This window comes from Polynucleobacter sp. AP-Elch-400A-B2 (genome assembly GCF_018688355.1).
Taxonomy (GTDB): Bacteria; Pseudomonadota; Gammaproteobacteria; order Burkholderiales; family Burkholderiaceae; genus Polynucleobacter.
The window spans coordinates 711336-732126 of record NZ_CP061317.1 but is presented as its reverse complement, the minus strand read 5'-3'; the positions used below and the strand labels follow the sequence as shown (position 1 = coordinate 732126).

Below are 20791 nucleotides of genomic sequence, written 5' to 3'. Positions count from 1 at the left end.
CTACTTAAGGCCGGACGCCTGGAGTTTCGAGGGGCATGCCTCTGGCTCGCCACATCAGAAATAACTCTAATTGAGCCATCTCCTGCGAGCCATACTCAAACTGCTGAGCGCGCACCCCACTCATACAGTTCCGTAAACGTCTTTGTAAAGAACCCATGGTCTGCCATTCAATTCGGTAAATGGGGTAGGCAGTTGGGTGACCCTGAGGAATTAGGCTTCCACCCAACTTCAAGCCAGCGCGATCTTGGTGGCATTGGGCGCAAGATAAATTAAGCTGACCCATTCTTTCATTAAAGAACTGACGTCCTTGTTGTAGGTCTTTTTTATTCTGAGGTGTTTCTTGCACGGCGATTGGCAAACCCTTGGATTGACTAGCTACAAATGTCGTTAAGGCTAAGAGCTCTTTACTCTCATAAGCGAGTGCTGGGGCTTCTTGCCGTGATGCACGACATTGATTAATTTGCCCCTCCAAGGTCTGCAACTTTCCTTTTTGCATCTTAGGAAACTGTGTTGCTACACCAGTCATCTTTTGCCCACTATCGCCATGACAGGATGCACAAGATGCATTCTTTTTTCCGGTCTTTTCTTTCCAGAGACTATGGCCATCGAGCACCCAAAATGCAGCGGGGTTGAGATTAGCGTCATCTTGCATTGCCCGATTCTCGGGCGTCATCAAGTGATAACTCGATTGCCGGGCATCCTTTGAAGCCTCAAGCGCCAGACTAGAATTAGCCGCAATCAGAATGACTAACAGCGGTAATACACGAAGGCAGAAAACGAACAGATTCACGAGACGGTAAGTTGCGCCTGGTTCACCGCTTCATAGCCATCATCACCTACCCACTTGAATACAAGAGTACCGGAGGCTACTGCCACGGTAGTGAACATGATGAGGGGATTTGCACCGATGCCGGAATAAAAATCCGCTCTGAACACTTCTTCACCGTTGTATTGGCAAGTAAAGAGTTGAATGATGTCACGCGGGATTCGTTTGCCATCTTCAGTATATCGATAGCCCGTTTCCATATCATGCTGAACGATTGCCCGAATTTCAATAATGGCACCTTTTTTTGCCTGGGCTGGCATCGTGATACCTGTGCGGGAGGTCTTACTCATATCATCTCCGTGCAGGCTGAGAGAGTGACTAAGGTATCGGCATATCCCCGGAAAAAACTTCCGTCACTCATTTGTGCGATAGCCCATACTCGTTGTGAGTCTGCCAATCGCACACGAGTCGTTAGCTCAGCGCGGCCAGAGCGGGGTGTGAAATACGCAGTAAACATATTAGGAGATGGATTGGCCTCAGAAATCACATGTACTGACTTAACGTAATCATTTGCCGTCATTGGGCTCTCTATGGATAACTTCAGAACCACCAGATTGCCACTCTCTACCAAAGGCGGAATTACTAAGTTCACTCGGCCATCACGAATGGTGTTCGAGCCGGCAATTTTTGCGATGGCCTCCATTGCCTCTGGCTGTTTAGCTATAGTCAAACCCGAAGTCATCCAACTGGATAGACCTAAAAGACCCAGCGCAGACAAGTACATACGCCGACTCAGCTTGATAGGATTTGAACTCGGATTGAATTCAGTCATATGGATTTCATAATCTCAGTTAATTATTGAAGGCTTACTAAAAACGCAACAACATCTTCTATCTCTTGGCCAGTAAGAATAGTCTGATCGACAAACTTGGGAGCCACACGACTCAAACCTGTAGTGCGATAGTACGCCGGCATGATGCTGGATGCATTTAGGCGCCCTGGATCAACTAATCGAGCCCGTAATTGAGCTGGAGTGGATTGGCCCACACTAGCAACCAAGTCTGGCGCCAAATTACCCTGAAAGCGCTCTTCCGGAAATGGGCCACTATGGCACAGCAAACATAAACCGACTTGACGACTGGCCACAATCGCGCGCCCTTTCACGAGATCACCTGGGGAAGAAGTTAGGGGATTCACAATCGAATCCCCTACCCAAGTTTGAGAGTGCGCTAAGCAAGGCAGGAAAAGAGTCGAGGTCCCTAGCAATAAAGCTACTAGCGTTCGTCTCATTCCTGCTTGCCCATAGCCATTAAACCAACTTAATACCGCTGTTTTTCAATGGGACTGTGCGCAAGCGCTTGCCTGTTGCACGGTAGATCGCATTGAGTACAGCTGGCGCTGCAACCGCAATCGTTGGCTCACCTACACCACCCCACTCTTTGCCACCACCTTGAATGATGATGGTCTCTACTTTAGGCATCTGATACAGGCGAATGGAGTTGAAGGTATCAAAGTTCTTCTGCACAACCGCGCCCTTCTCGATCGTAATCTCTTCTTCAAAGAGAGCAGACAAACCATACACAAAAGAGCCTGATACTTGACGCTCTACTTGAGCTGGATTGACTACATAACCTGGATCAGTTGCAGCCACAATGCGATGAATTTTTACCTCATTGCCATTGGTCACGGATAACTCGCAAGCAGCAGCTACGTAGCTTCCGAATGAGCGCATTTGGGCAACGCCGCGGAATACACCTGGCTTAGCAGGTTTAGTCCAACCAATACCATCTGCTACTGCATTGAGAACGGCTACTGCACGAGGGAATTTCTCCATATGCTTGCGACGGAATTCGACAGCATCAACACCCGTAGCTTCTGCCATCTCATCCATAAAGGTTTCGAGGAAGACTGCATTTTGATTGACGTTCACGCCACGCCAGAAACCTGGCGGCACATGGGTATTACGCATTGCATGGTCAATCATCAAATTAGGGAAGCTATAAGTGATGCCATGTTCACCCGCAGGATCTAATCCCTGAAACACTACTGGATCTTTACCCTTGTTGGCCGCCACTACTGCTGGACGCACTGCCGCCAAGATAGATTGGCCTGACAAGCGCATATCTAAGCCAGTAATATTTTTCTTATCATCAATCGCAGCAGTCATTTTGCACATCATGACGGGGTGATAACGACCTTGTGTCATATCCTCTTCACGAGTCCAAATCAATTTGATTGGTGTGCCTGGCATTTGCTTGGCGATATTGACAGCTTGGGTTGTGAAATCCTGAAAAGCACCACGACGACCAAATCCACCGCCAAGGTTTACTTTGTAAGCATCGCACTTTTCTGCTGGCAAACCAGATGCTGCAATGACTGCCGCAAGTGTAGCTTCAGCATCTTGAGTAGGAACCCAGGCTTCACAAGAATCTGGCGTCCACTTCGCAGTCGCAGTTTGTGGCTCTAGAGTTGCATGGTTCAAGAATGGATAGAAATAGGTTGCTTCAATTGTTTTAGATGCTTTAGACACCGCTTCCTTAGCATCACCATTGGAGTTACCAACAAAAGTCTCGTTTGCAGTAAGCCCCTCTTCTAGCATTTTCTTAATCGATGCACTAGATACATCACCATTGCTACCGTTATCCCAAACAATATTAACCGCATCTAAACCGGTCTTTGCCTGCCAGAAAGTATCAGCAATCACGGCAATCGAAGCATCATTTACCTGAATGACCTTCTTCACCCCTTTGATGCTGGTAGCCTTGGTGGCATCGTAACTTTTGACCTTACCGCCAAATACGGGAGACTCTTTAATAGTGGCAACCAGCATGCCTGGCAACTTCAGGTCAATGGCATAGATCTGCTTACCAGTCACTTTGTCGGCCGTGCCATCAATACGATTCAATGACTTGCCAATCACAGTCCAGTCTTTAGGATCTTTGAGAGCGATCTCTTTTGGTACTTCTAACTGAGATGCAGCAACCGATACCTTACCAAAGGTAGTTTTACGACCAGATGGGGTGTGCGTAATGATGCTATCTTTAGCTACACACTCGGATGCCGGAACATTCCATTGATTGGCTGCAGCTTGAACCAACATGATGCGAGCAGCTGCTCCACCCTTACGAACATACTGTTCAGAAGTACGAATACCACGGCTTCCACCAGTGGAGTAACTTCCCCATGCTTGCTTACGCTTGAGACTCTCTCCTGGAGATGGGTATTCATAAGATACTTTTTTCCAGTTGCACTGTAATTCTTCTGCAACCATCTGGGCTAAGCCGGTAATCGTTCCTTGACCCATCTCAGAGCGAACGATACGCACAACGATGTCATCGTTTGGCTTAATGACTACCCAAACACCAATCTCTGGTGTTGCGAGGGGAGTCATAGCCGTCGTGCCAGTACCCATAGCAGCATTCGCTGATGAGATGAAAGAGAAATCAAAGCCGATTGCTAATCCAGTTGCAATCGCACTTGAGCCAACAATAAAGTGGCGACGTGAAGTATTTGTATTAATAGTTTTAGTCATGATTGCTCCTTATGCCTTGCTCACAGCATGAATAGCATCACGCACTTGTTGGAAGGTTCCGCAGCGGCAGATATTCGTTACGGCAGCATCAATCTGCGCATCAGTCGGCTTTGGGGTGTTGCGTAATAGAGCCGTAGTTGCCATCACCATGCCAGACTGACAGTAACCACATTGCGGTACCTGATTGTCTACCCATGCTTTTTGCACTTTAGAGAGCTGGCCATTTTTTTCTAAGCTCTCAATTGTTTCAATCTTCTTACCTACAGCTGCGCTCACCGGAATTGAACAACTCCGAATGGCCTGACCATCAAATAAAACAGTACATGCACCGCACTGACCTACACCGCAACCATATTTAGTACCTGTTAATCCAACATGATCACGTATCGCCCACAATAAAGGGGTTTCTGGATCAACATCCACCTTGTACTTCTTACCGTTGACGTTTAAGTCGGCCATGAGCGCTCTCCCTAGTGTTTTTGTATAAAGTCCTATCCAATAGATAAAGACCCTGCTTTTGATGTGTTTATCTTACCCAAGAAATAATTTATTGCTTTGCAACATATATTGCAGAGCAGTAAGATCAAGCCATGATCTCCGGCCTAGTCCAAATCCTTCTCTTTCAAAGCCTGGGTGAGCTTATATCCAAGTTCGTCCTTCCCACCCTTCCGGGCCCCGTGATTGGCTTGGTGCTACTCATTATTTGGCTGGTGCTCCGCAAGGGCATTGGCCATGAACTTGCATTGGTGGCGGACAGTTTTAGCCAGTACCTTGGCCTTCTATTTGTTCCTGCGGCCGTTGGGGTGGTGCTATTTTTGCCCCAACTGAAGGCTAACGCCCTAGCCATCATCAGCGCCTTGGTCGGTAGCGTAATCCTGACGATTGCCACCAGCGCGATAGTTGTCCGCTTTTTGAGCCCAAAGCCAACAGAGACTGGGCAATGAACGAAAAACATTCGATTGTGGAGATTTGGGTTTATCTCTCAGGCAGCCCTTTATTCGCCCTCTTTATTACTTTGGCAGCCTATCAAATAGGTCTGTCGATTTATAAGACTTCCAAACAGAATCCTTTAGCAAACCCGGTAGCAATCGCCATCATTCTGGTGGCCAGCATTATTCAATTTATTGAAATGCCCTATTCCACCTACTTTGAAGGTGCGCAATTTATTCATTTCTTATTAGGCTCAGCAACCGTCTCTTTAGCCATACCCATCTATAGGGGCTTAAGCAGCTTGAAGGGTCGATCCCTTCCCTTGCTAGCATCTTTAATGGCGGGTGGCTTGGTATCTATTATTGGCGCTGTAAACATCGCTAAATTATTAGGGGCTGACTCCAGCATTACGGGTGCGATGTATCCCAAATCCGTTACCGCGCCGATTGCGATGGGTATTGCTGAGCGTATCGGCGTATCCCCTACTTTGACCGCCATCTTTGCCGTCACTACCGGAATCCTCGGCGCTATTCTGGCGCCCTTTATTCTGAATGCCCTGGGTATGAAAGCATGGTGGCAACGTGGCTTTGCTATTGGTATTGGTGCGCATGGTATTGGTACCTCACGTGCATTTAGCATTCATCCTGAGGCAGGGGCTTACGCCAGTCTCGCCATGGGCATGAATGGCGTCATCAGTGCTGTAGCTATTCCAATTTTGTACCACCTGTTTAATTAGTTAACTCACTTCACTGAAATGGGGGAAAAGAGTTCAAAAATGGGTGGCATGCACTCATTGTGAGCACCAATTTCTGATTTAGCATCAAAGAAACTGTTTTCCAGATCACTACTGCTTTAAGCTTGAGTGATCAGTAGTCTCCTAAAGCAAACTATTTTTCACTTAAAGAATATGAACATGAATCACCTCAAGCTCAAAACTGCCCAAGCACTCTTAGCCTGTGTAATCACAACGATTCTGTGCGGCAACGCCTTGGCAGCATCAGATGCAGATTGGCCCAAGAAACCAATCATCGCCATCCTGCCTTTTCCTGCTGGCGGCTCCACTGATGTATTTGCGCGCGCTATTGGCGTTCCGCTTGGAGAGGCATTAGGCCAACCGATTGTGATTGAAAATAAACCAGGTGCTGGCGGCATGATTGCTTTAGGGGCGGCCGCTAAGGCTGCGCCTGATGGCTACACCCTACTTTTTAGCGCACTCACCAATCAGTCGATTTCTCAAGCACTTTTCAAAAATCCACCCGCAGATCTCACCAAAGACTTTGCGTCCATCGCGCTCGTGGGTTCGATACCGCATCTGATCGTAGTAAACCCATCGGTACCCGCTAAGAATTTACCTGAACTCATTGCCTTTATTAAATCTAAAAAGGGAGAGTTTAATTACGCATCCCAAGGTAACGGCAGTCTCTCTCACCTGGAGTCAACAATGTTCATGCAGCGGATTGGTGCTGCTGGTACCCACATCCCTTACAAAGGTAGCTCTTTTGCACTACCCGATTTAATTGCTGGCAACACACTCATGATGTTTGATAGCGTGACAGCATCTCTGCCACATATTCAAAGCGGTAAGTTGCGCCCCATTGCGATTGCCGCGCCCGAACGTTCACCATTAATGCCCAATGTCCCCACCTTGGGTCAAGATGGTATGAAGCAATTTGATGTGGAAAACTTGTATGCCATCTTTGCTCCTAAAGGAACATCTCCAGCTATTACTGCAAAACTGGAAAGAGAAATTCGGAAGATTTTGACCAATCCCGACTTTAAGAATCGTCTAGCAAACCAAGGTATCCATCCTCAATTTGCTAACTCTGAACAATTAACTGTGATCACACAAAGCGAACATGCCAAATGGGAGAAGGCCGTGAAATCAGCCAACGTTAAAATTGATTAATAGCTAATACACCCAAGCTTGCACACCCTCAAATAGAATCGATTAGATCCATGTTAATTTCCCCTCCCTTTGGTGGCGGCCGCGCCCCAGTCCTTGCTAAGAATGCGGTTGCTAGTTCACAGCCATTGGCCACACAAGCGGGTATTGAAGCTTTGCAAAATGGTGGCAATGCGGTTGATGCAGCCTTAGCTACTGCGATCACACTCACCGTAGTTGAACCCACCATGAATGGTCTTGGTGGCGATGGCTTTGCATTAATTTGGGATGGTAAAAAACTCCATGGTATGAATGCCTCTGGTCGTGCCCCAGCAGCCTGGACACCAGAATATTTTTCTGGCAAAAGTGCAATGGATTTAATTGGCTGGAATACCGTGACGGTGCCAGGTATGGTTTCGGGTTGGATTGAGTTATCTCGTCAGTTTGGTAAGCTGCCTTTTGCACAACTCTTTAAGCGTGCCATTGACTATGCTGAAAACGGCTTTCCAGTTTCACCAGTCATTGCTCGTCAATGGCGCGAAGCAATTCCCATTCTAAAGAATGAACCTGGTTTTAGTGCATCGTTTTTGATTGATGGCAAGGCGCCTGCTACCGGCCAACTCTGGCGCTACCCCGCCCAAGCCAATACCTTGCGTGAAATCGCCAATACTGAAGGTGAATCTTTTTACACCGGCAAGTTAGCCCAAAGCATGGTCGACTTTGCTCACAGCACAGGCGGCTGTTTCACCATGGCCGATTTTGCTGCCAATCAAACTGATTGGGTTGAGCCATTGGCGTTTGACTATGGTGATTACACCCTGCATGAGATTCCTCCCAATGGCTCGGGCATTGTGGCGCAGATGGCACTCGGTATTTTGCAAGCGGCTAATGTCAAACAATATCCTGCTAATTCTGCACAGCGCATTCACCTACAAGTAGAAGCGATGCGCATGGCCTTTGCCGATGCCTATGCACACATCTCTGATGCCAGTACTATGAAAGTGCCAACAAGCGCTCTATTGGATAGAGATTATTTGGCTAGCCGCGCTGCACTGATTAATCACAATCAAGCCGGTAGTTACGGTGCTGGAGATCCACATGCTGGTGGCACCGTTTACCTGTGCGCTGCCGATGATTCCGGCATGATGATTTCTTATATTCAGTCGAACTTCAAGGGCTTTGGCTCTGGAGTAGTTGCTCCTGGTGGCATTGCCTTTCATAACCGCGGCATGAGCTTTAGCTTGGTAGATGGTCATCCCAATCAAGTGGCGCCAGGTAAGCGCCCTTTCCACACGATCATTCCAGCATTCTTAACTAAGGGCAATCAACCAGCTATGGCATTTGGTGTGATGGGTGGCAATATGCAGCCACAAGGACATCTTCAGTTTGTGATGCGCTTTGTCGATGAATATCTCAATCCACAGGCCTGCTCAGATGCATCCCGCTGGAGAATTGATGATGTGGGCAAGCTCACTGTAGAAGCATCTATGCCTACTGCAGTAGTCGAAGGACTGAGGGCGATGGGGCATGAAATAAGTGTGATGCCAGCTAATAGCTTGGACTTTGGTAGTGCTCAAGCCATTGCGCTATTAGGTGAACAAACAAATGAAGCCTATATTGCTGGCAGTGATCATCGTCGCGATGGATTGGCAGCTGGGTTCTAAATAGCCCACCACCCCAGCTTTTGATCCTCTAAATTCGAGAACTCACCCAGACGTAAATAGTCGTCGCCGTCCCTGGCGATGGCTTTTGAGCTTTCGCTCCACATAGCTCTAGCTATTGATTCCCTTTTAGTCAACTTCAAAGAATCTTTATCAGCCAATACATCAAGGACCATGTCTTTCTGAAAATCTTTTTTCATATCGCTGCCCTAGTTTAATGTCCACTTCATTTTAATTGGACTCAGCCCGCAGATAATTACCTCAAATAATTCCATTAAACCAACTAGGGATTAATTGAGCTGATATTTTTAAGATTGCCTGTTTGGTAAAGTTGAAACTCAAACAACGGGAAGTTTAATGTCTAGAAAAAGTAAGGAAGCGGCGATTCAAAATACTGCCGAAGCATAGGAAAACGGCGAATTGGGTAGAGAGGCAAAGTATGCCGAGGCTTCCCCCAAAGAAGTTGGCATCCAAGTAGACAAGGCCCTCAACTTAGAAATCATATCGATCCGCCTGGAGAAAGATTTAATAGAATCTTTCAAAATTTTAGGGAAAAAATATGATGTCAGCTACAAACCACTAATGCGTCATGCCTTAAAGAGCTTTATCCAATCCCAAATTAAATGTTGATTAGCCAGGCAAGCAGTTCAAATAAAAACGCTTCACCTCTTGATCACAACTCACATCCTTGGGTTGTATGGGGCGCTCTAGAGTAATGCCCTCGATAGAGGTGCAGCGACTCAATGCGACATAAACTTGCCCCGAGGCAAATGCTCCTGAAGATAAATCTACTTTGATCTTATCGAGAGTCTTACCTTGACTCTTATGAATAGTGACAGCCCAAGCCAGCATGAGCGGAATCTGTACAAAGGTGCCAATGATGTTTGGTGAAATCTTGCCAGACATCATGTCGTGGTCATAGCGATACGATTCCCACTGATGTCCTTTGACTTCCACCGTATTGGAGTAAGGGCCGTTTTGCACCATCACCTTCACCGTGTTGGGTAGTAGTTCGCGAACAACACCAATAGTACCGTTCACCCAGCGTTTAGGGAAATTGCTATCGGTTGCCGTAAACATCACCTTTGCGCCCACTTTTAAAGTAAGTTGATTGGGCGATGGCAAATTGCGATCATCCACATTGAACTTACCAGTGCTATTGCCCATGTAAACCTTGGCATCAGTTGTCAGTGCTCGTAATCCTGCACCATTAATTTGATCTGCACGGGCGTTAGTAGTAGTTAGCGTTATAGTTTGCTCATCCACTTCTTTTTTGGTTTCATAACAGACGGTATTTAAGGTATTGAGCGCTTCTTCAATGTCTTGATTGATACGAATCTGATTGAGTAGTCCGGCAAAGTGTGCATCTTTTTGGCGGAAGATCTTAGACAGCTCCACCATCGTGACATCTTTACGATGGAGCGCATTAGCGCAAAAGAAATAAGGGCCTTCGTAACCGCGCTCAGAGAGTACTTGCATATCCGCTTGAGATACCACCGGCGGCAACTGAAACAGGTCTCCTACAAACATCACCTGTATGCCACCAAAAGGCTCACTCTTCTGTGGTCCGTTAGCGCGTAGGAATAGATCAATTGCATCCACTACATCTACCCTCACCATCGAGATCTCATCAATAATGAGTAGGCGGATATCTTTGTACAGTCGCTTATCTTTTAGAGGCTTAATATCTTCTTCAGGAAAGATTAAGCGCGGTGGCAAGCGAAAGAAGGAATGGATCGTGACACCTTTTACCTGCAATGCAGCTACGCCAGTTGGTGCCACTACGACTACGTTGCCATGAATATGCTCACGTAAATAGCCAATTAAAGTGGTCTTACCGGTGCCCGCCTTACCACTGACGAAGATATAAGGGTCATGACGCTCGATGGCGTCAATTACCTCTTGGTACTCAGGGGTGATTTCAATGGCGGATGGGTCAATTACGGGTGCGGTCATTCCTTATTGTTTCACGACATCAGCTACACAACGAAATCCAATGTAAACCACCCCAATATCTGCTGGCTTAGATTCCACATCAGATTCTTTTTGTCTATCAGGGCCGTACCACCAAGATGCGCCGCGGGTAATGTAGCCACCGTTGCGCTCAGTAGCAGTCCACTCCCATACATTGCCGCCCATATCGAATAGTCCATTGACGCCGGGTTTAGTGGTACCTGTGGGGACGTGACCAATACCTCGGTTTAGTGCACCTGCTGGAGCCACACCTTTGTAGTCACCACATCCGCTTAAGCAATGTGAAACCACTGGTGTGCTACCGCCGGGGAATGGATAACGCTCACCCTTGATAAAGCCTGCAGGTGGATTAGCTCGCTGCTCTACAAATGCTGCAGAGATCCACTCCGCTTCAGTAGGCAAGCGTTTACCAAAATAACTACAGGCGGATGCGGCTTCAGATTGATTAAGGTGAACCGCTGGCTCAGCATCTTTTGCGGGGACGCCGTAGGGGGTTTTCCAAGTCCAGCCGGGTTTCTTAACAAAACCGGATTCGTAATTGAGTCCGCCACCGTTTTTCTCGGCCTGGCTCACAAAACTAGTAGCCGTCGCAAAAGTTTTCATATCAGCAATGGTCATCTCAGTTTGATCCCAAGACACATTTCCAACTTTAACGACGGGAATACTCGATGCTGGAGCACTAGTGGCAGTCGAAGGTCTCAACATAAAAAACAGTGCAATGACTGACAGTAGTAGACCGAAAACAATAGGGAGAATGTCAAATTTTTTCATAACTAGTAATGGGCTAAAGCATTAAACAAGATGGACTAATTCTAATGAATAGATCAATACTACGTATCAAACTACCGCTAGCAGCACTTAAAAATTCCAAATTGTTAAAAGCATTGCCACCAATCAGCATCTATTTAGGTAAAAGTACTGAAATTTTATCTAGCAAAAATTGCTAAGCACTTGATTCTTATTAGAAATTCTCTATTAATAGAGCCTCACAAAGACTTCAGGAATAAAACATATCTAAGTTTTCTTTGCCCTCAAATAAAGATAGTGCCGACCTAACAACACTAGCATCGAACTTGATACCTGATTGGGCTTTAATTTCTGCAAGTGCGGCAGGCAAGCCCAAAGCTGGTCGATATGGTCGGTGCGATGACATTGCCTCAAGCGTATCAGCAACACCCAGAACCTTCGCCTCGATGGATATATCCTCCCCTTGCAAGCCAAGCGGATAACCCATTCCATCTATTCGCTCATGATGTTGTCTCACCCAATCTGCAATGGGCCATGGAAATGAAATATCTTTTAATAATTGATAGCCTTTTTCAGCATGTTCTTGCAATAGTCTTTCTTCAAGCCCAGACAACGTGGCCGGCTTTGTAAGTATCTCCGCGGGAATGCCAATCTTGCCTATGTCATGAACTAAGGCTGACATTCGTAAGCCTGAGATATGGTTCTCATCCCAGCCAAGCTCCTTTCCAATGGCACAGGCAATCAGAGCAACCTTAGCTTGATGCCCGGCCGTATAGGGATCCCTTAACTCCATCGCTTTAGACATAACATGAATGGTGGAATCCAGAGCTTTATTCAAATCCTCTATATGGTTCTTTTGCTCTAAGGCAACTCGATCTCGCTCTAGCTTTTCATTGGTAATCTCCTGATAGAAACCAAGCATTCCAGTAATGTTTTTATCATTATCGAGGAGGGGTAATTTAGAAGTTCTAAGCCAAGCTATTTTGCCGTCTGGGGATGTACTTTCCTCCTCATAATCCAGTTTTGACACATCCATTTTGATAGCTCTAGTGTCATCAGCCCGAAACATCTCAGCCTGACTACGCCAAGCCATCTCGTAGTCGCTTTTACCAATCAAGTCTGAAGGGGATGAGAAGCCTGCATCTTTTGCAAACTTAGTATTGCAACCGAGATACAGTAGATCACGACTCTTCCAAAAAATACGAGCCGGCATATTTTCTATTACCAGCTCAAGAAAATAATTTCTATGATTTAACTCGTTACTTAATCTCTTTTGCTCTGTAATATCTTGCAATATATGAATGGCATTTACAGTTTGTTGATCTTGACTTCTTTTTGAAAACGATTTTGATAAAAATGTTTTATTGCCGATAATAATTTCCTCTTTACTACAGGCATTTTTAGTATCAGACTCTATTGCCTCCCTGCAACCATCTAATGGCCCATTGCCTTTTGGAAAGAATTTCCAATAAGGCTTGCCAAGCATTACCCTAGAATCTAGGCCTGCAAGATTGCAATAAGATTTATTGACATACTTTAAAAAATAGCTTTTGTCGTGGATGAAAATCGGATCCTCAATAGCATCCAATAACTCAATCCAATCACCTTGATTAAGGTTCATTTTTAATCTACCCCCATACTCTATCTTTTGAGTATGCGCCCAATAAAGCCTTAAGACTCAATATAAAAACACTTAGGGCTCTTCTTGATAAAACAGGAGTCAATTTTGCTTAAACCGATATTTCAGGTTAAGCGATGGCTGTTGGAATCATGTAGCCCTTGTCTCGAAATAGAATAATGCAGGCATCTACAACCTTCTCATCATAAATTTTGCCACGACCAATTTCTATCTCAGCCAATCCTTTTTCAATGCCAGGTGATTCTCGATAAGGACGGTTACAGCTCATGGCATCCATAACATCGGCTACTGCCAAGATGCGCCCCTCTAGACTGATTTGATCTCCCTTAAGTCCATTGGGATAACCAGTTCCATCTAGACGCTCGTGATGCTCTAGAACTGAATGCGCAATAGGCCAAGGAAATGTCACGTTCTTGAGTAAATCGTAGCCCGCCTGAACGTGATTTTTCACTAAGCTGTACTCTTCAGGAGAAATCTTTGTAGGCTTACATAAAATCTCTACGGGCACAATGATTTTTCCTAAATCATGTAAGTAACCCGCCACCATCAATCCTTCTTGGCGGTCAGTATCAAGCCCCATCTCCTCTCCAATAGCTTTTGCCAGGTCTCCCACATGCTTCTCATGGCCTGCCGTGTAGGGATCACGTAACTCAACTAACTGCCTTGCGATATCGATAGTCTCCATTAAGGATAGCTGTAATTTTTCATGGTTAATAGCTTCAAGCTTTGAGATTACTAATTCAGCAACCATCTTGGCTTTGACTTCCATGGCTACAACTAACTCAGCCGCCCTCTTCGCCTTCTCCTCGTTAGCAATTACTAATTCATCAGCTCTCTTCACCTTTTCCTGGTTAGCTATAACTAACTCAGCAACTCTCTTAGCTTTTTCTTCATTTTGAAAAAGAAGTTCTTCATTAGCAATGACCAGCTCCGCCGCCCTCTTTGCCTTCTCTTTATTGGCAATTTTGAGCTCATCAACTCTCTTTGATTTTTCTGCATTTTGATATGCCAACTCTTCATTTGCTATCAAAAGTTCTGCCGCTCGTTTTGCCTTTTCTTCATTTGCAATCACTAGCTCAGCAACCCGCTTAGCCTTCTCTAAGTTGGCGATTACAAGTTCAGCAGCTCGCTTGGCTTTTTCTTCATTTTGAAAAAAGAGTTCTTTATTAGCAATAATTAAGTCAGCGGCTCGTTGGGCAATTTCCGCATCAGTAGTTTCTATTTTTTTCATTTAATCAACATACTCCTCTATACGAGTATTGCACCTAATCCCATTCATTTAGTGTATACCCATTAGTTCTTATATCTATGGACTTTTTATCAATTTATGGGCTTAATTAATCTGATCTAATTTAGGATGCGAGGTATATTTTGTATATAGCAATTAGCCTTTACAGCCTGTCATTACTTTGTCAAGTTTTAGCATCTTTAGTTAGCATCTCACTATTTAGGCATTCGAGCACAATCTATCGTTGGGCTTGGTTATTTCTAGCTATTGGCCTTAGCCTCATGATCAGCAGAAGAATAAATCCCATAGTTCATGTATTTGAGTCTGGGCAATATGATCTTTTAGATGCTCTTTTATCTTTACCAATTTCTGGATTTTTATTGCTAGGGGTGCTGGGCTTAAAGAGACTACTTTTAAAAACTAATGAGGCTCTGCTTGCACTTGAGACATTTTCTCAATTAGATCCGCTAACAAATAGCCTTAGTCGTACAGAAATACTTTATAGAATCACGGAAGAAATTGATCGCTCACGCAGGAATAAACATTCCTTTGCTCTTCTAGAAATAGATATTGACCACTTTAAAAATGTAAATGATCAATATGGGCATCATGTAGGGGATGAAGTATTGACAGGCTTAGTTAGGCTCTCCAAGGAAGCTCTTCGCTCCATTGATATGATTGGTCGAATTGGTGGTGAAGAGTTTCTGATTCTCTTACCTGAAACAGAAGCTAAGGGGGCCGCTCAAATTGCCGAGCGTTTGCGTGAATACATTGCTAATGCGATAAATGATACGAGCGCCCCAACGCCAATAAAAATTACCATTAGTGTTGGGGTGACAATTTTTAATCCCAATGAAAACCCAAGAATAGAGCGAGGAATAGCGCTTAATGAACTAATACAAAAAGCTGACTTAGCAATGTATCAAGCAAAAAATGGTGGGCGTAATCGTGTTGCCTTTTGGAGCGCCTCTATCCCTACCCTTAAGAAAGCATGATATTAAAACGGAATGATCAGCTCTTCCATTACATAGCGATAAAAGTAGTTAGGCCCTAAAAAGCCCGCTGACTTTCCATAACCCGCCCGAGTCTTAAAGTAATAATCATTTGAGGCTACTGGACTCGTAGCTGCGAACTCATATAGCTGTGTAGTAGTACTTGGGTCTTGATTCACTGTTTGCCGCCCAACACCTGCAGTACCGCTGAGCATCCATCCCGAAATTCTTTTTCTTGCCCCAAACGCAATCATCGTCTCGCTATAGGTTGAGGGATTAAAGTAATTATTCGCAACATTGGTATTAGTATCCCTATATTGGCGATAACGCAGTTGCGCTGTTAGTCCATAGTCTGGCACTAGGTCATATATGAGTTTTGCCCTCACTATTGGCCTAGTATTGGTATCGGAAAAATACATATTCCCCACCATGGCAATTGCAGTAAGTCTTTCAACAATTTGCTGCTCTATGCTAGCAGCACCTAAGGTGTAATAGATTCCATTGTTTAGGGAGTTTTGTGTTTCCACTCTATCGCGATTTAGTATGACTTCGGCTTTTGTAGAGTCCGTTACTCGAAATCCATAATTACTATCAGTGGTAATTAGCTTGTGGCCATTCTCAAGGTTGTAACCAATATTGGCGTTGTAACCCAAGCCTGTTCTTGGGTTAATGGCTTTGCTTATTAATGTATAAACCTCTGCTGAAGAATCCCAGCCACCTTGGGTGAAATAATTGTGTTGATAGCTAATGCCTGTATATTTTTCGCCATGCTCATAGATTGGCAAAAATCCTGCATTGTATTTATAGGTTGAAAAGCCTTCGCTATCAGAAGCAATGTATGCATTCGGAGCGGATACCGCCATTTTAGATGGCGCCTCTTCTTCACTGTATGCGTATAGAGGGAGGAACAGCAATGGGCACATGAGAAGGGTATTCACTATTTTTCTCATTTAGTTCCCCAAGATTTACGAAGATTAAACAGCTCAGAAAAATATCCATAAACACAAGCAGGCTGAAGCACTAAGCCATAGGCAAAAACATAAGATAAGAAGCCTAATATATTGGTCCGAACTGTTAAATGCTCGGCATTAAACATTGCCTTGCCTTTTAAATACATTTGCCAATTGAGTAAAAAAGCCATCGGCAATAGCGATAGTGTCATGGGGCCTGCTATCCAAAAAATTCCAAAACAAGCTAGAACCAATCCAGGAATAAAGCCAAAGGTAAAGGCAATATCCATTAGTGGAAATAATGTATTCCACCAAACATAAAGTGTGGATAGTCTTGGCTTAAAAAGAATCATCGGATTATCTTTAAAGGCCTCTATCAATCCTCGAGACCAACGCCTTCTTTGACGAATAAATTTACTTAAGGTGTTGGGGCAGTCTGTAAAGGCCAAAGCATCCTCAGCATGACCTACCCTATGCCCTGCAGACAGAATTCTCCAAGTTAACACAATATCTTCGCCAACCATCTCTGGCCATCCGCCCAGCTCCACAACCGTCTTTCGATCATATAAAGAGAAGGCGCCTTGAGCAACTAAAGTGCCTTGAAATAAAGACTGAATCCGCTTAATAGTAGCAATGCCTAAAAAGTAATCCCACTCCTGCGCCTTAGTGATCCAATTTTCTCTTGAATTGCGAATCAGAATTTCACCAGCAACTGCTTTGGTATCGATTGGATCAGAGAGGTATCGGCCAACTAAGTGGCGGACGCCATCTTTCAATATATAGCTATCAGCATCGATTGAAATAATGATATCTGTTGTACATTTTGCCAAGCCATGATTTAGAGCGGACGCTTTGCCGCCGTTATGTCCCAAATCAATAAGCTCTAAATTGGGATGGGCTGACTGTAATTCCTTAACGGAATCAACAGTCTTATCACTGGAGCCATCATTTATAACAATAATGCGGATATCTGCTGGATAGTCCTGCAGAAAAATACCCGATAAAGTTGAAGCTATTGATGCCTCTTCGTTATAGGCGGCAATTAATATTGTTACTGGTGGGTAATGTTGATCAATAATCCGTTTAGGGCGACGATCTAGCAGTAGAGCCATCGCCACAAAGGCATTCATGAAGCCAGGAATGATGGCTATAAAGGTAATCATGAAATAAGCGGGTACGCTACCTATTTCATTGCTTAGATCTGAATACCAGGGCTGGGAATACCAAAAAGAAAATCCCATCCAACCCAAGGAAAATAACAGTGAAACAATAAATTTTACTTTTACCGAAAAGTACAAAGGATTCCACCCAAAATTTATAATTATTAAGGATAGTCCTCGGTAGGCTTATTTCAAAGAGAAATCGCAGGGTGCATTTGTGAGGGGCTCACAAGAATCTAGAAATTCAAGATCTTGGGCTAAGTGGGGCGAACGACGGGGCTCGAACCCGCGACAACCAGAATCACAATCTGGGACTCTACCAACTGAGCTACGTCCGCCACTGAAGATCTAAGATTATAGCTTTTGAGCCAAAACCCTGTCAAAAATGGCTCAGGTGCATGATTTAAGCCCCATCAAACTCAAAGGCAGCCCAATCCCCTAGGGTGAGACTGGCATCGATAAAGAAGTCCAAAATGGCAGCCTTGCTTTGAACTTTAGCGAGAGCATGGTGATCAGAAAGGCGCTGGCGCCAGTAACGGGAGCCAGCTCTGCCATGAGCTAATCCAAGAATATGCCTTGTAAAAGCCCCGATATAAAACGGTTTGCCTTTGGCTTGGCACTCATCAAACCAAGCTTGTACTTGTTTCACTAATGCAATCTGTATACGATGCCACTCTGTTTCGCTAAAAAGATATCCAGCAGCCTCACCATTAGTCTTGATTAAGTCATCCCAGCCTAGCAACATCGCCGGAAAATGATAGGCCGCCCTACCCACCATAAAGCCATCAAAATCATCCCAATGGCCAGCGATTTGCTCATTGCTTTCTAGTCCGCCGTTGAGTAATACCTTCAGGTTCGGGAATTGTTTTTGTGCATCAAGGCGCAGCTTTGCAGCGACCTCATAACGCAGTGGCGGTTTACTACGATTCTCTTTGGGGGATAAACCTTTGAGTACTGCATTACGAGCATGGATGGTGACCTGACTGGCACCCGCATCTGCTACAGCCAATATGAAGTTCAGGGCAAATTGATAATCTTTATCAGAGTTAGCGGCATCCATCGAATCCAAACCGAGACGATGCTTTACTGAAATCGGAATATCGACAGCGGCCTTCATTGCTTTGACGCAATCGGCAACAAGATGCGGTTCAGCCATCAAGCAAGCACCAAAAGCACCACGTTGCACGCGCTCAGATGGACAACCACAATTAAGATCAATCTCATCGTAGCCCCACTGCTGAGCTAGCTCTGCAGCCTTCGCTAAATCAGAAGGCTCTGAGCCACCTAACTGCAATACGACGGGGTGTTGATCTTGCGAATAATCCAAATGACGCGGCACATCCCCATGAATGAGGGCGCCAGTAGTCACCATCTCGGTATACAGAATAGCCTTTTTAGTCAGCGTGCGATGAAAAGAACGGCAATGACGGTCAGTCCATTCCATCATCGGGGCTACAGCTAATCTTTTAGCGGGCTTTACAGTCATACAGATTTCAGGCTAATACTCTTTGACTCACAAAGAATCTCTCTTGTCCCGTTACCGGGTCTTTGAAATGAATCTCTTTTGCTAAGAGTTGTAGGGGTTTAGAAAAGTCCAAATCATACTCTTGATAAGGGGTCAGGATTGGATAGATCTGATCATGGCGTATTGGAACCCCGAGGGCATTAAGGTGGCAACGTAATTGGTGCTTTTTACCACTACCAGGAGTTAAGCGATATTTAGCCCAAGGTGCATTTACTTCAATCAATTCAATGTAGGTATCTGTATTTGCTATGCCATCCACTTCTTCCATTTGTAAGAAATGTTCAGACTCTTTTATATTGCTCTTATAAGTGATTGGTAGTTTTTTGAAGAGCCCTTCTGAATACGGCGCTATGGCTTCATATACTTTCTTGACCTCTCGGTCTCTAAACAGATTTTGGTATTGCGCGCGCTCTTGAGGTTGGACTGAAAAAATGACTAAGCCTGCGGTATCGCGATCAATACGATGAATAGGACTTAAGTCCTGAATGCCTGTTTTTTTCTTTAAGCGATTGAGTAGCGTTTGATGTAGATACAGTCCGCTTGGAGTTACTGGCAAAAAGTGAGGCTTATCCGCAACCAAAATATGTTCATCTTGGAATAAGATTTGCTCCTTAAAAGGAATCTCTGGCTCCCTAGCCAAGCGCCTGAAATACAGTAAATGGGTATTAGGTAGGTAAGCATCACTAGCTGCAAGTGCCACTCCCTCCGGAGTCATGATTAGACCCTCTACAAAACGAGAGTCCCATTCAGCTCTATCGATATGCGGGAAATTACTTGTGAAAAAATCCAGCAAAGAGGCATGGCTCTGCCCAGCAGGCAAATACACCCTAGATGAGGAGACTCCTTCAGAATTGACTTTCATTTGCAATCGATTATCCACGCCCACCAAGCTGGGGAACACAATCCAAGTGTGCCCAAAAAGAAACCCTCTAAAATAGGGCAGTAACATCCATTAGAACTAGAAAATGAATAGACAACATGCTTGAACTCTCTGCATTCGACCTTGGCTTATTGTTCGCCTTCGCATTATTTGCAGGATTGGTCGACTCCATTATTGGTGGCGGGGGAATGATTCAGGTTCCAGCACTGTTTGCAGCCCTACCAAGCTTTCCACCAGCCACCCTACTCTCAGTCAATAAGTTTGGCTCTATCGTTGGCACGATTGGCTCAGCTATTCAGTACAGCCGAGTTAATAAAAGCCCTTGGGGCTTGGTCATCATCTCCTCCTCCTGTGCCTTTTTTGCCTCGGTTGCGGGGGCTTACCTTGTTACTCGCTTACCAACAGAATGGCTCAGAGGCGCCCTGCCATTTTTATTACTAGCACTACTAATCTTCAATATCAAATCTGGCGCTGGTATAGTGCACGCGCCCAAACACGATCACCATAAACAAAAAGCAATCGCCTCAACTGGTGCCGGCATCATTGGTTTTTATGATGGCCTCCTAGGGCCTGGAGCGGGTGCCTTTTATAAACTCTTTTACACCCGTGTTTTGGGATTTGATTTTTTGAGGTCGGCAGCGCCTGCTAAGTTTCTCAATATTGCATCCAATCTAGGTGCGCTATGCGTCTTTTTCTATCTAGGTTACTTTGACTGGAAGCTCGGTTTACTGATGGCCAGCGCCAATCTGGTGGGCGGTCAAATTGGCACCAGGATTGCGATCAAGCATGGCAACTCCTTTATTCGCAAGGGTTTCTTTATTTTAGTAAGCATCCTCATCATCAAAACTTTTTATGATGCTTTTCTTCAATAAGCACTAGATCAATGGATAAATGGATTAGTCGGGTATTAGTGATCATTCATAGC

At 44.9% G+C, this 20791-nt stretch carries 21 protein-coding genes and 1 tRNA gene; 6 read left to right on the top strand and 16 right to left on the bottom strand.

Annotation, left to right across the window (positions count from 1 at the left end; translation table 11 throughout):
- Positions 1-4: 4 nt before the first annotated feature.
- Genes soxA through FD977_RS03755 form a run of 6 tightly spaced genes read right to left on the bottom strand, consistent with a single transcriptional unit; the run spans position 5 to position 4757 of the window.
- Positions 5-790, bottom strand: coding sequence for a sulfur oxidation c-type cytochrome SoxA (soxA, locus tag FD977_RS03780; RefSeq protein WP_251369535.1), 786 nt, complete (start codon positions 788-790; stop codon positions 5-7).
- Positions 787-1116, bottom strand: a complete 330-nt coding sequence (locus FD977_RS03775; protein ID WP_215306480.1) for a thiosulfate oxidation carrier complex protein SoxZ — start codon at positions 1114-1116, stop codon at positions 787-789. The genes soxA and FD977_RS03775 overlap by 4 nt, the downstream gene beginning before the upstream one ends.
- Complete coding sequence (locus FD977_RS03770) at positions 1113-1598, bottom strand: SoxY-related AACIE arm protein (protein WP_215306479.1); 486 nt, start codon at positions 1596-1598, stop codon at positions 1113-1115. Before FD977_RS03770 ends, FD977_RS03775 begins: the two co-directional genes overlap by 4 nt.
- Positions 1599-1621: 23 nt before the next feature.
- A complete protein-coding gene (gene soxX, locus FD977_RS03765) occupies positions 1622-2056 on the bottom strand; it encodes a sulfur oxidation c-type cytochrome SoxX (protein ID WP_215306478.1) in 435 nt (144 codons plus the stop codon).
- Positions 2057-2075: 19 nt separating this feature from the next.
- Positions 2076-4298, bottom strand: a complete 2223-nt coding sequence (locus FD977_RS03760) for a xanthine dehydrogenase family protein molybdopterin-binding subunit (protein WP_215306477.1) — start codon at positions 4296-4298, stop codon at positions 2076-2078.
- A 9-nt stretch (positions 4299-4307) separates the two neighbouring features.
- Positions 4308-4757, bottom strand: a complete 450-nt coding sequence (locus tag FD977_RS03755; protein WP_215306476.1) for a (2Fe-2S)-binding protein — start codon at positions 4755-4757, stop codon at positions 4308-4310.
- 131 nt (positions 4758-4888) lie between these two features.
- Here FD977_RS03755 and FD977_RS03750 point away from each other — a divergent pair, with 131 nt between their 5' ends.
- The 4 genes from FD977_RS03750 (at position 4889) to FD977_RS03735 (ending at position 8774) form a co-directional block, all read left to right on the top strand.
- Positions 4889-5242 carry a CidA/LrgA family protein gene (locus FD977_RS03750; protein ID WP_215306475.1) on the top strand — a complete coding sequence of 118 codons (354 nt, stop codon included), beginning with the start codon at positions 4889-4891 and terminating at the stop codon, positions 5240-5242.
- Positions 5239-5964, top strand: coding sequence for an LrgB family protein (locus tag FD977_RS03745; RefSeq protein WP_215306473.1), 726 nt, complete (start codon positions 5239-5241; stop codon positions 5962-5964). Before FD977_RS03750 ends, FD977_RS03745 begins: the two co-directional genes overlap by 4 nt.
- Positions 5965-6135: 171 nt before the next feature.
- A complete protein-coding gene (locus tag FD977_RS03740) occupies positions 6136-7134 on the top strand; it encodes a tripartite tricarboxylate transporter substrate binding protein (protein ID WP_251369534.1) in 999 nt (332 codons plus the stop codon).
- Positions 7135-7184: 50 nt separating this feature from the next.
- Complete coding sequence (locus FD977_RS03735) at positions 7185-8774, top strand: gamma-glutamyltransferase family protein (RefSeq protein ID WP_215306471.1); 1590 nt, start codon at positions 7185-7187, stop codon at positions 8772-8774.
- Here FD977_RS03735 and FD977_RS03730 read toward each other — a convergent pair.
- From FD977_RS03730 to FD977_RS03710, 5 genes are all read right to left on the bottom strand, one after another.
- Positions 8771-8971 carry an AbrB/MazE/SpoVT family DNA-binding domain-containing protein gene (locus tag FD977_RS03730; RefSeq protein WP_215306468.1) on the bottom strand — a complete coding sequence of 67 codons (201 nt, stop codon included), beginning with the start codon at positions 8969-8971 and terminating at the stop codon, positions 8771-8773. The genes FD977_RS03735 and FD977_RS03730 overlap by 4 nt on opposite strands.
- 430 nt (positions 8972-9401) lie before the next feature.
- On the bottom strand, positions 9402-10727 hold the full coding sequence (locus FD977_RS10870) for an ATP-dependent RecD-like DNA helicase (RefSeq protein WP_215306466.1): 1326 nt from the start codon (positions 10725-10727) through the stop codon (positions 9402-9404).
- 3 nt (positions 10728-10730) lie between these two features.
- Complete coding sequence (locus tag FD977_RS03720; protein WP_215306464.1) at positions 10731-11516, bottom strand: SUMF1/EgtB/PvdO family nonheme iron enzyme; 786 nt, start codon at positions 11514-11516, stop codon at positions 10731-10733.
- A gap of 226 nt (positions 11517-11742) precedes the next feature.
- A complete protein-coding gene (locus FD977_RS03715) occupies positions 11743-13113 on the bottom strand; it encodes an HD domain-containing phosphohydrolase (RefSeq protein ID WP_215306462.1) in 1371 nt (456 codons plus the stop codon).
- Positions 13114-13240: 127 nt separating this feature from the next.
- Entirely contained in the window at positions 13241-14362 is a 1122-nt protein-coding gene (locus FD977_RS03710) for an HD-GYP domain-containing protein (protein WP_215306460.1), read from the bottom strand.
- 278 nt (positions 14363-14640) lie between these two features.
- On the opposite strand from FD977_RS03710, the gene FD977_RS03705 reads away from it, so the two are divergent.
- Positions 14641-15354 carry a GGDEF domain-containing protein gene (locus tag FD977_RS03705; RefSeq protein WP_215306458.1) on the top strand — a complete coding sequence of 238 codons (714 nt, stop codon included), beginning with the start codon at positions 14641-14643 and terminating at the stop codon, positions 15352-15354.
- 2 nt (positions 15355-15356) lie between these two features.
- On the opposite strand, the gene FD977_RS03700 is transcribed toward FD977_RS03705, so the two are convergent.
- The 5 genes from FD977_RS03700 to FD977_RS03680 form a co-directional block, all read right to left on the bottom strand.
- Complete coding sequence (locus FD977_RS03700; RefSeq protein ID WP_215306456.1) at positions 15357-16301, bottom strand: hypothetical protein; 945 nt, start codon at positions 16299-16301, stop codon at positions 15357-15359.
- Positions 16298-17464: a glycosyltransferase family 2 protein gene (locus FD977_RS03695; protein ID WP_251369533.1), complete on the bottom strand. Its 1167-nt coding sequence runs from the start codon at positions 17462-17464 to the stop codon at positions 16298-16300. Before FD977_RS03695 ends, FD977_RS03700 begins: the two co-directional genes overlap by 4 nt.
- Before the next feature lie 259 nt (positions 17465-17723).
- Positions 17724-17799 (bottom strand) — tRNA-His (locus tag FD977_RS03690).
- 65 nt (positions 17800-17864) lie between these two features.
- Entirely contained in the window at positions 17865-18947 is a 1083-nt protein-coding gene (gene dusA / locus FD977_RS03685) for a tRNA dihydrouridine(20/20a) synthase DusA (protein WP_215306452.1), read from the bottom strand.
- A gap of 7 nt (positions 18948-18954) precedes the next feature.
- A complete protein-coding gene (locus FD977_RS03680; protein ID WP_215306451.1) occupies positions 18955-19848 on the bottom strand; it encodes a pseudouridine synthase in 894 nt (297 codons plus the stop codon).
- Between the two features lie 116 nt (positions 19849-19964).
- On the opposite strand from FD977_RS03680, the gene FD977_RS03675 reads away from it, so the two are divergent.
- Complete coding sequence (locus FD977_RS03675; RefSeq protein ID WP_215306449.1) at positions 19965-20738, top strand: TSUP family transporter; 774 nt, start codon at positions 19965-19967, stop codon at positions 20736-20738.
- Positions 20739-20791: the final 53 nt, after the last annotated feature.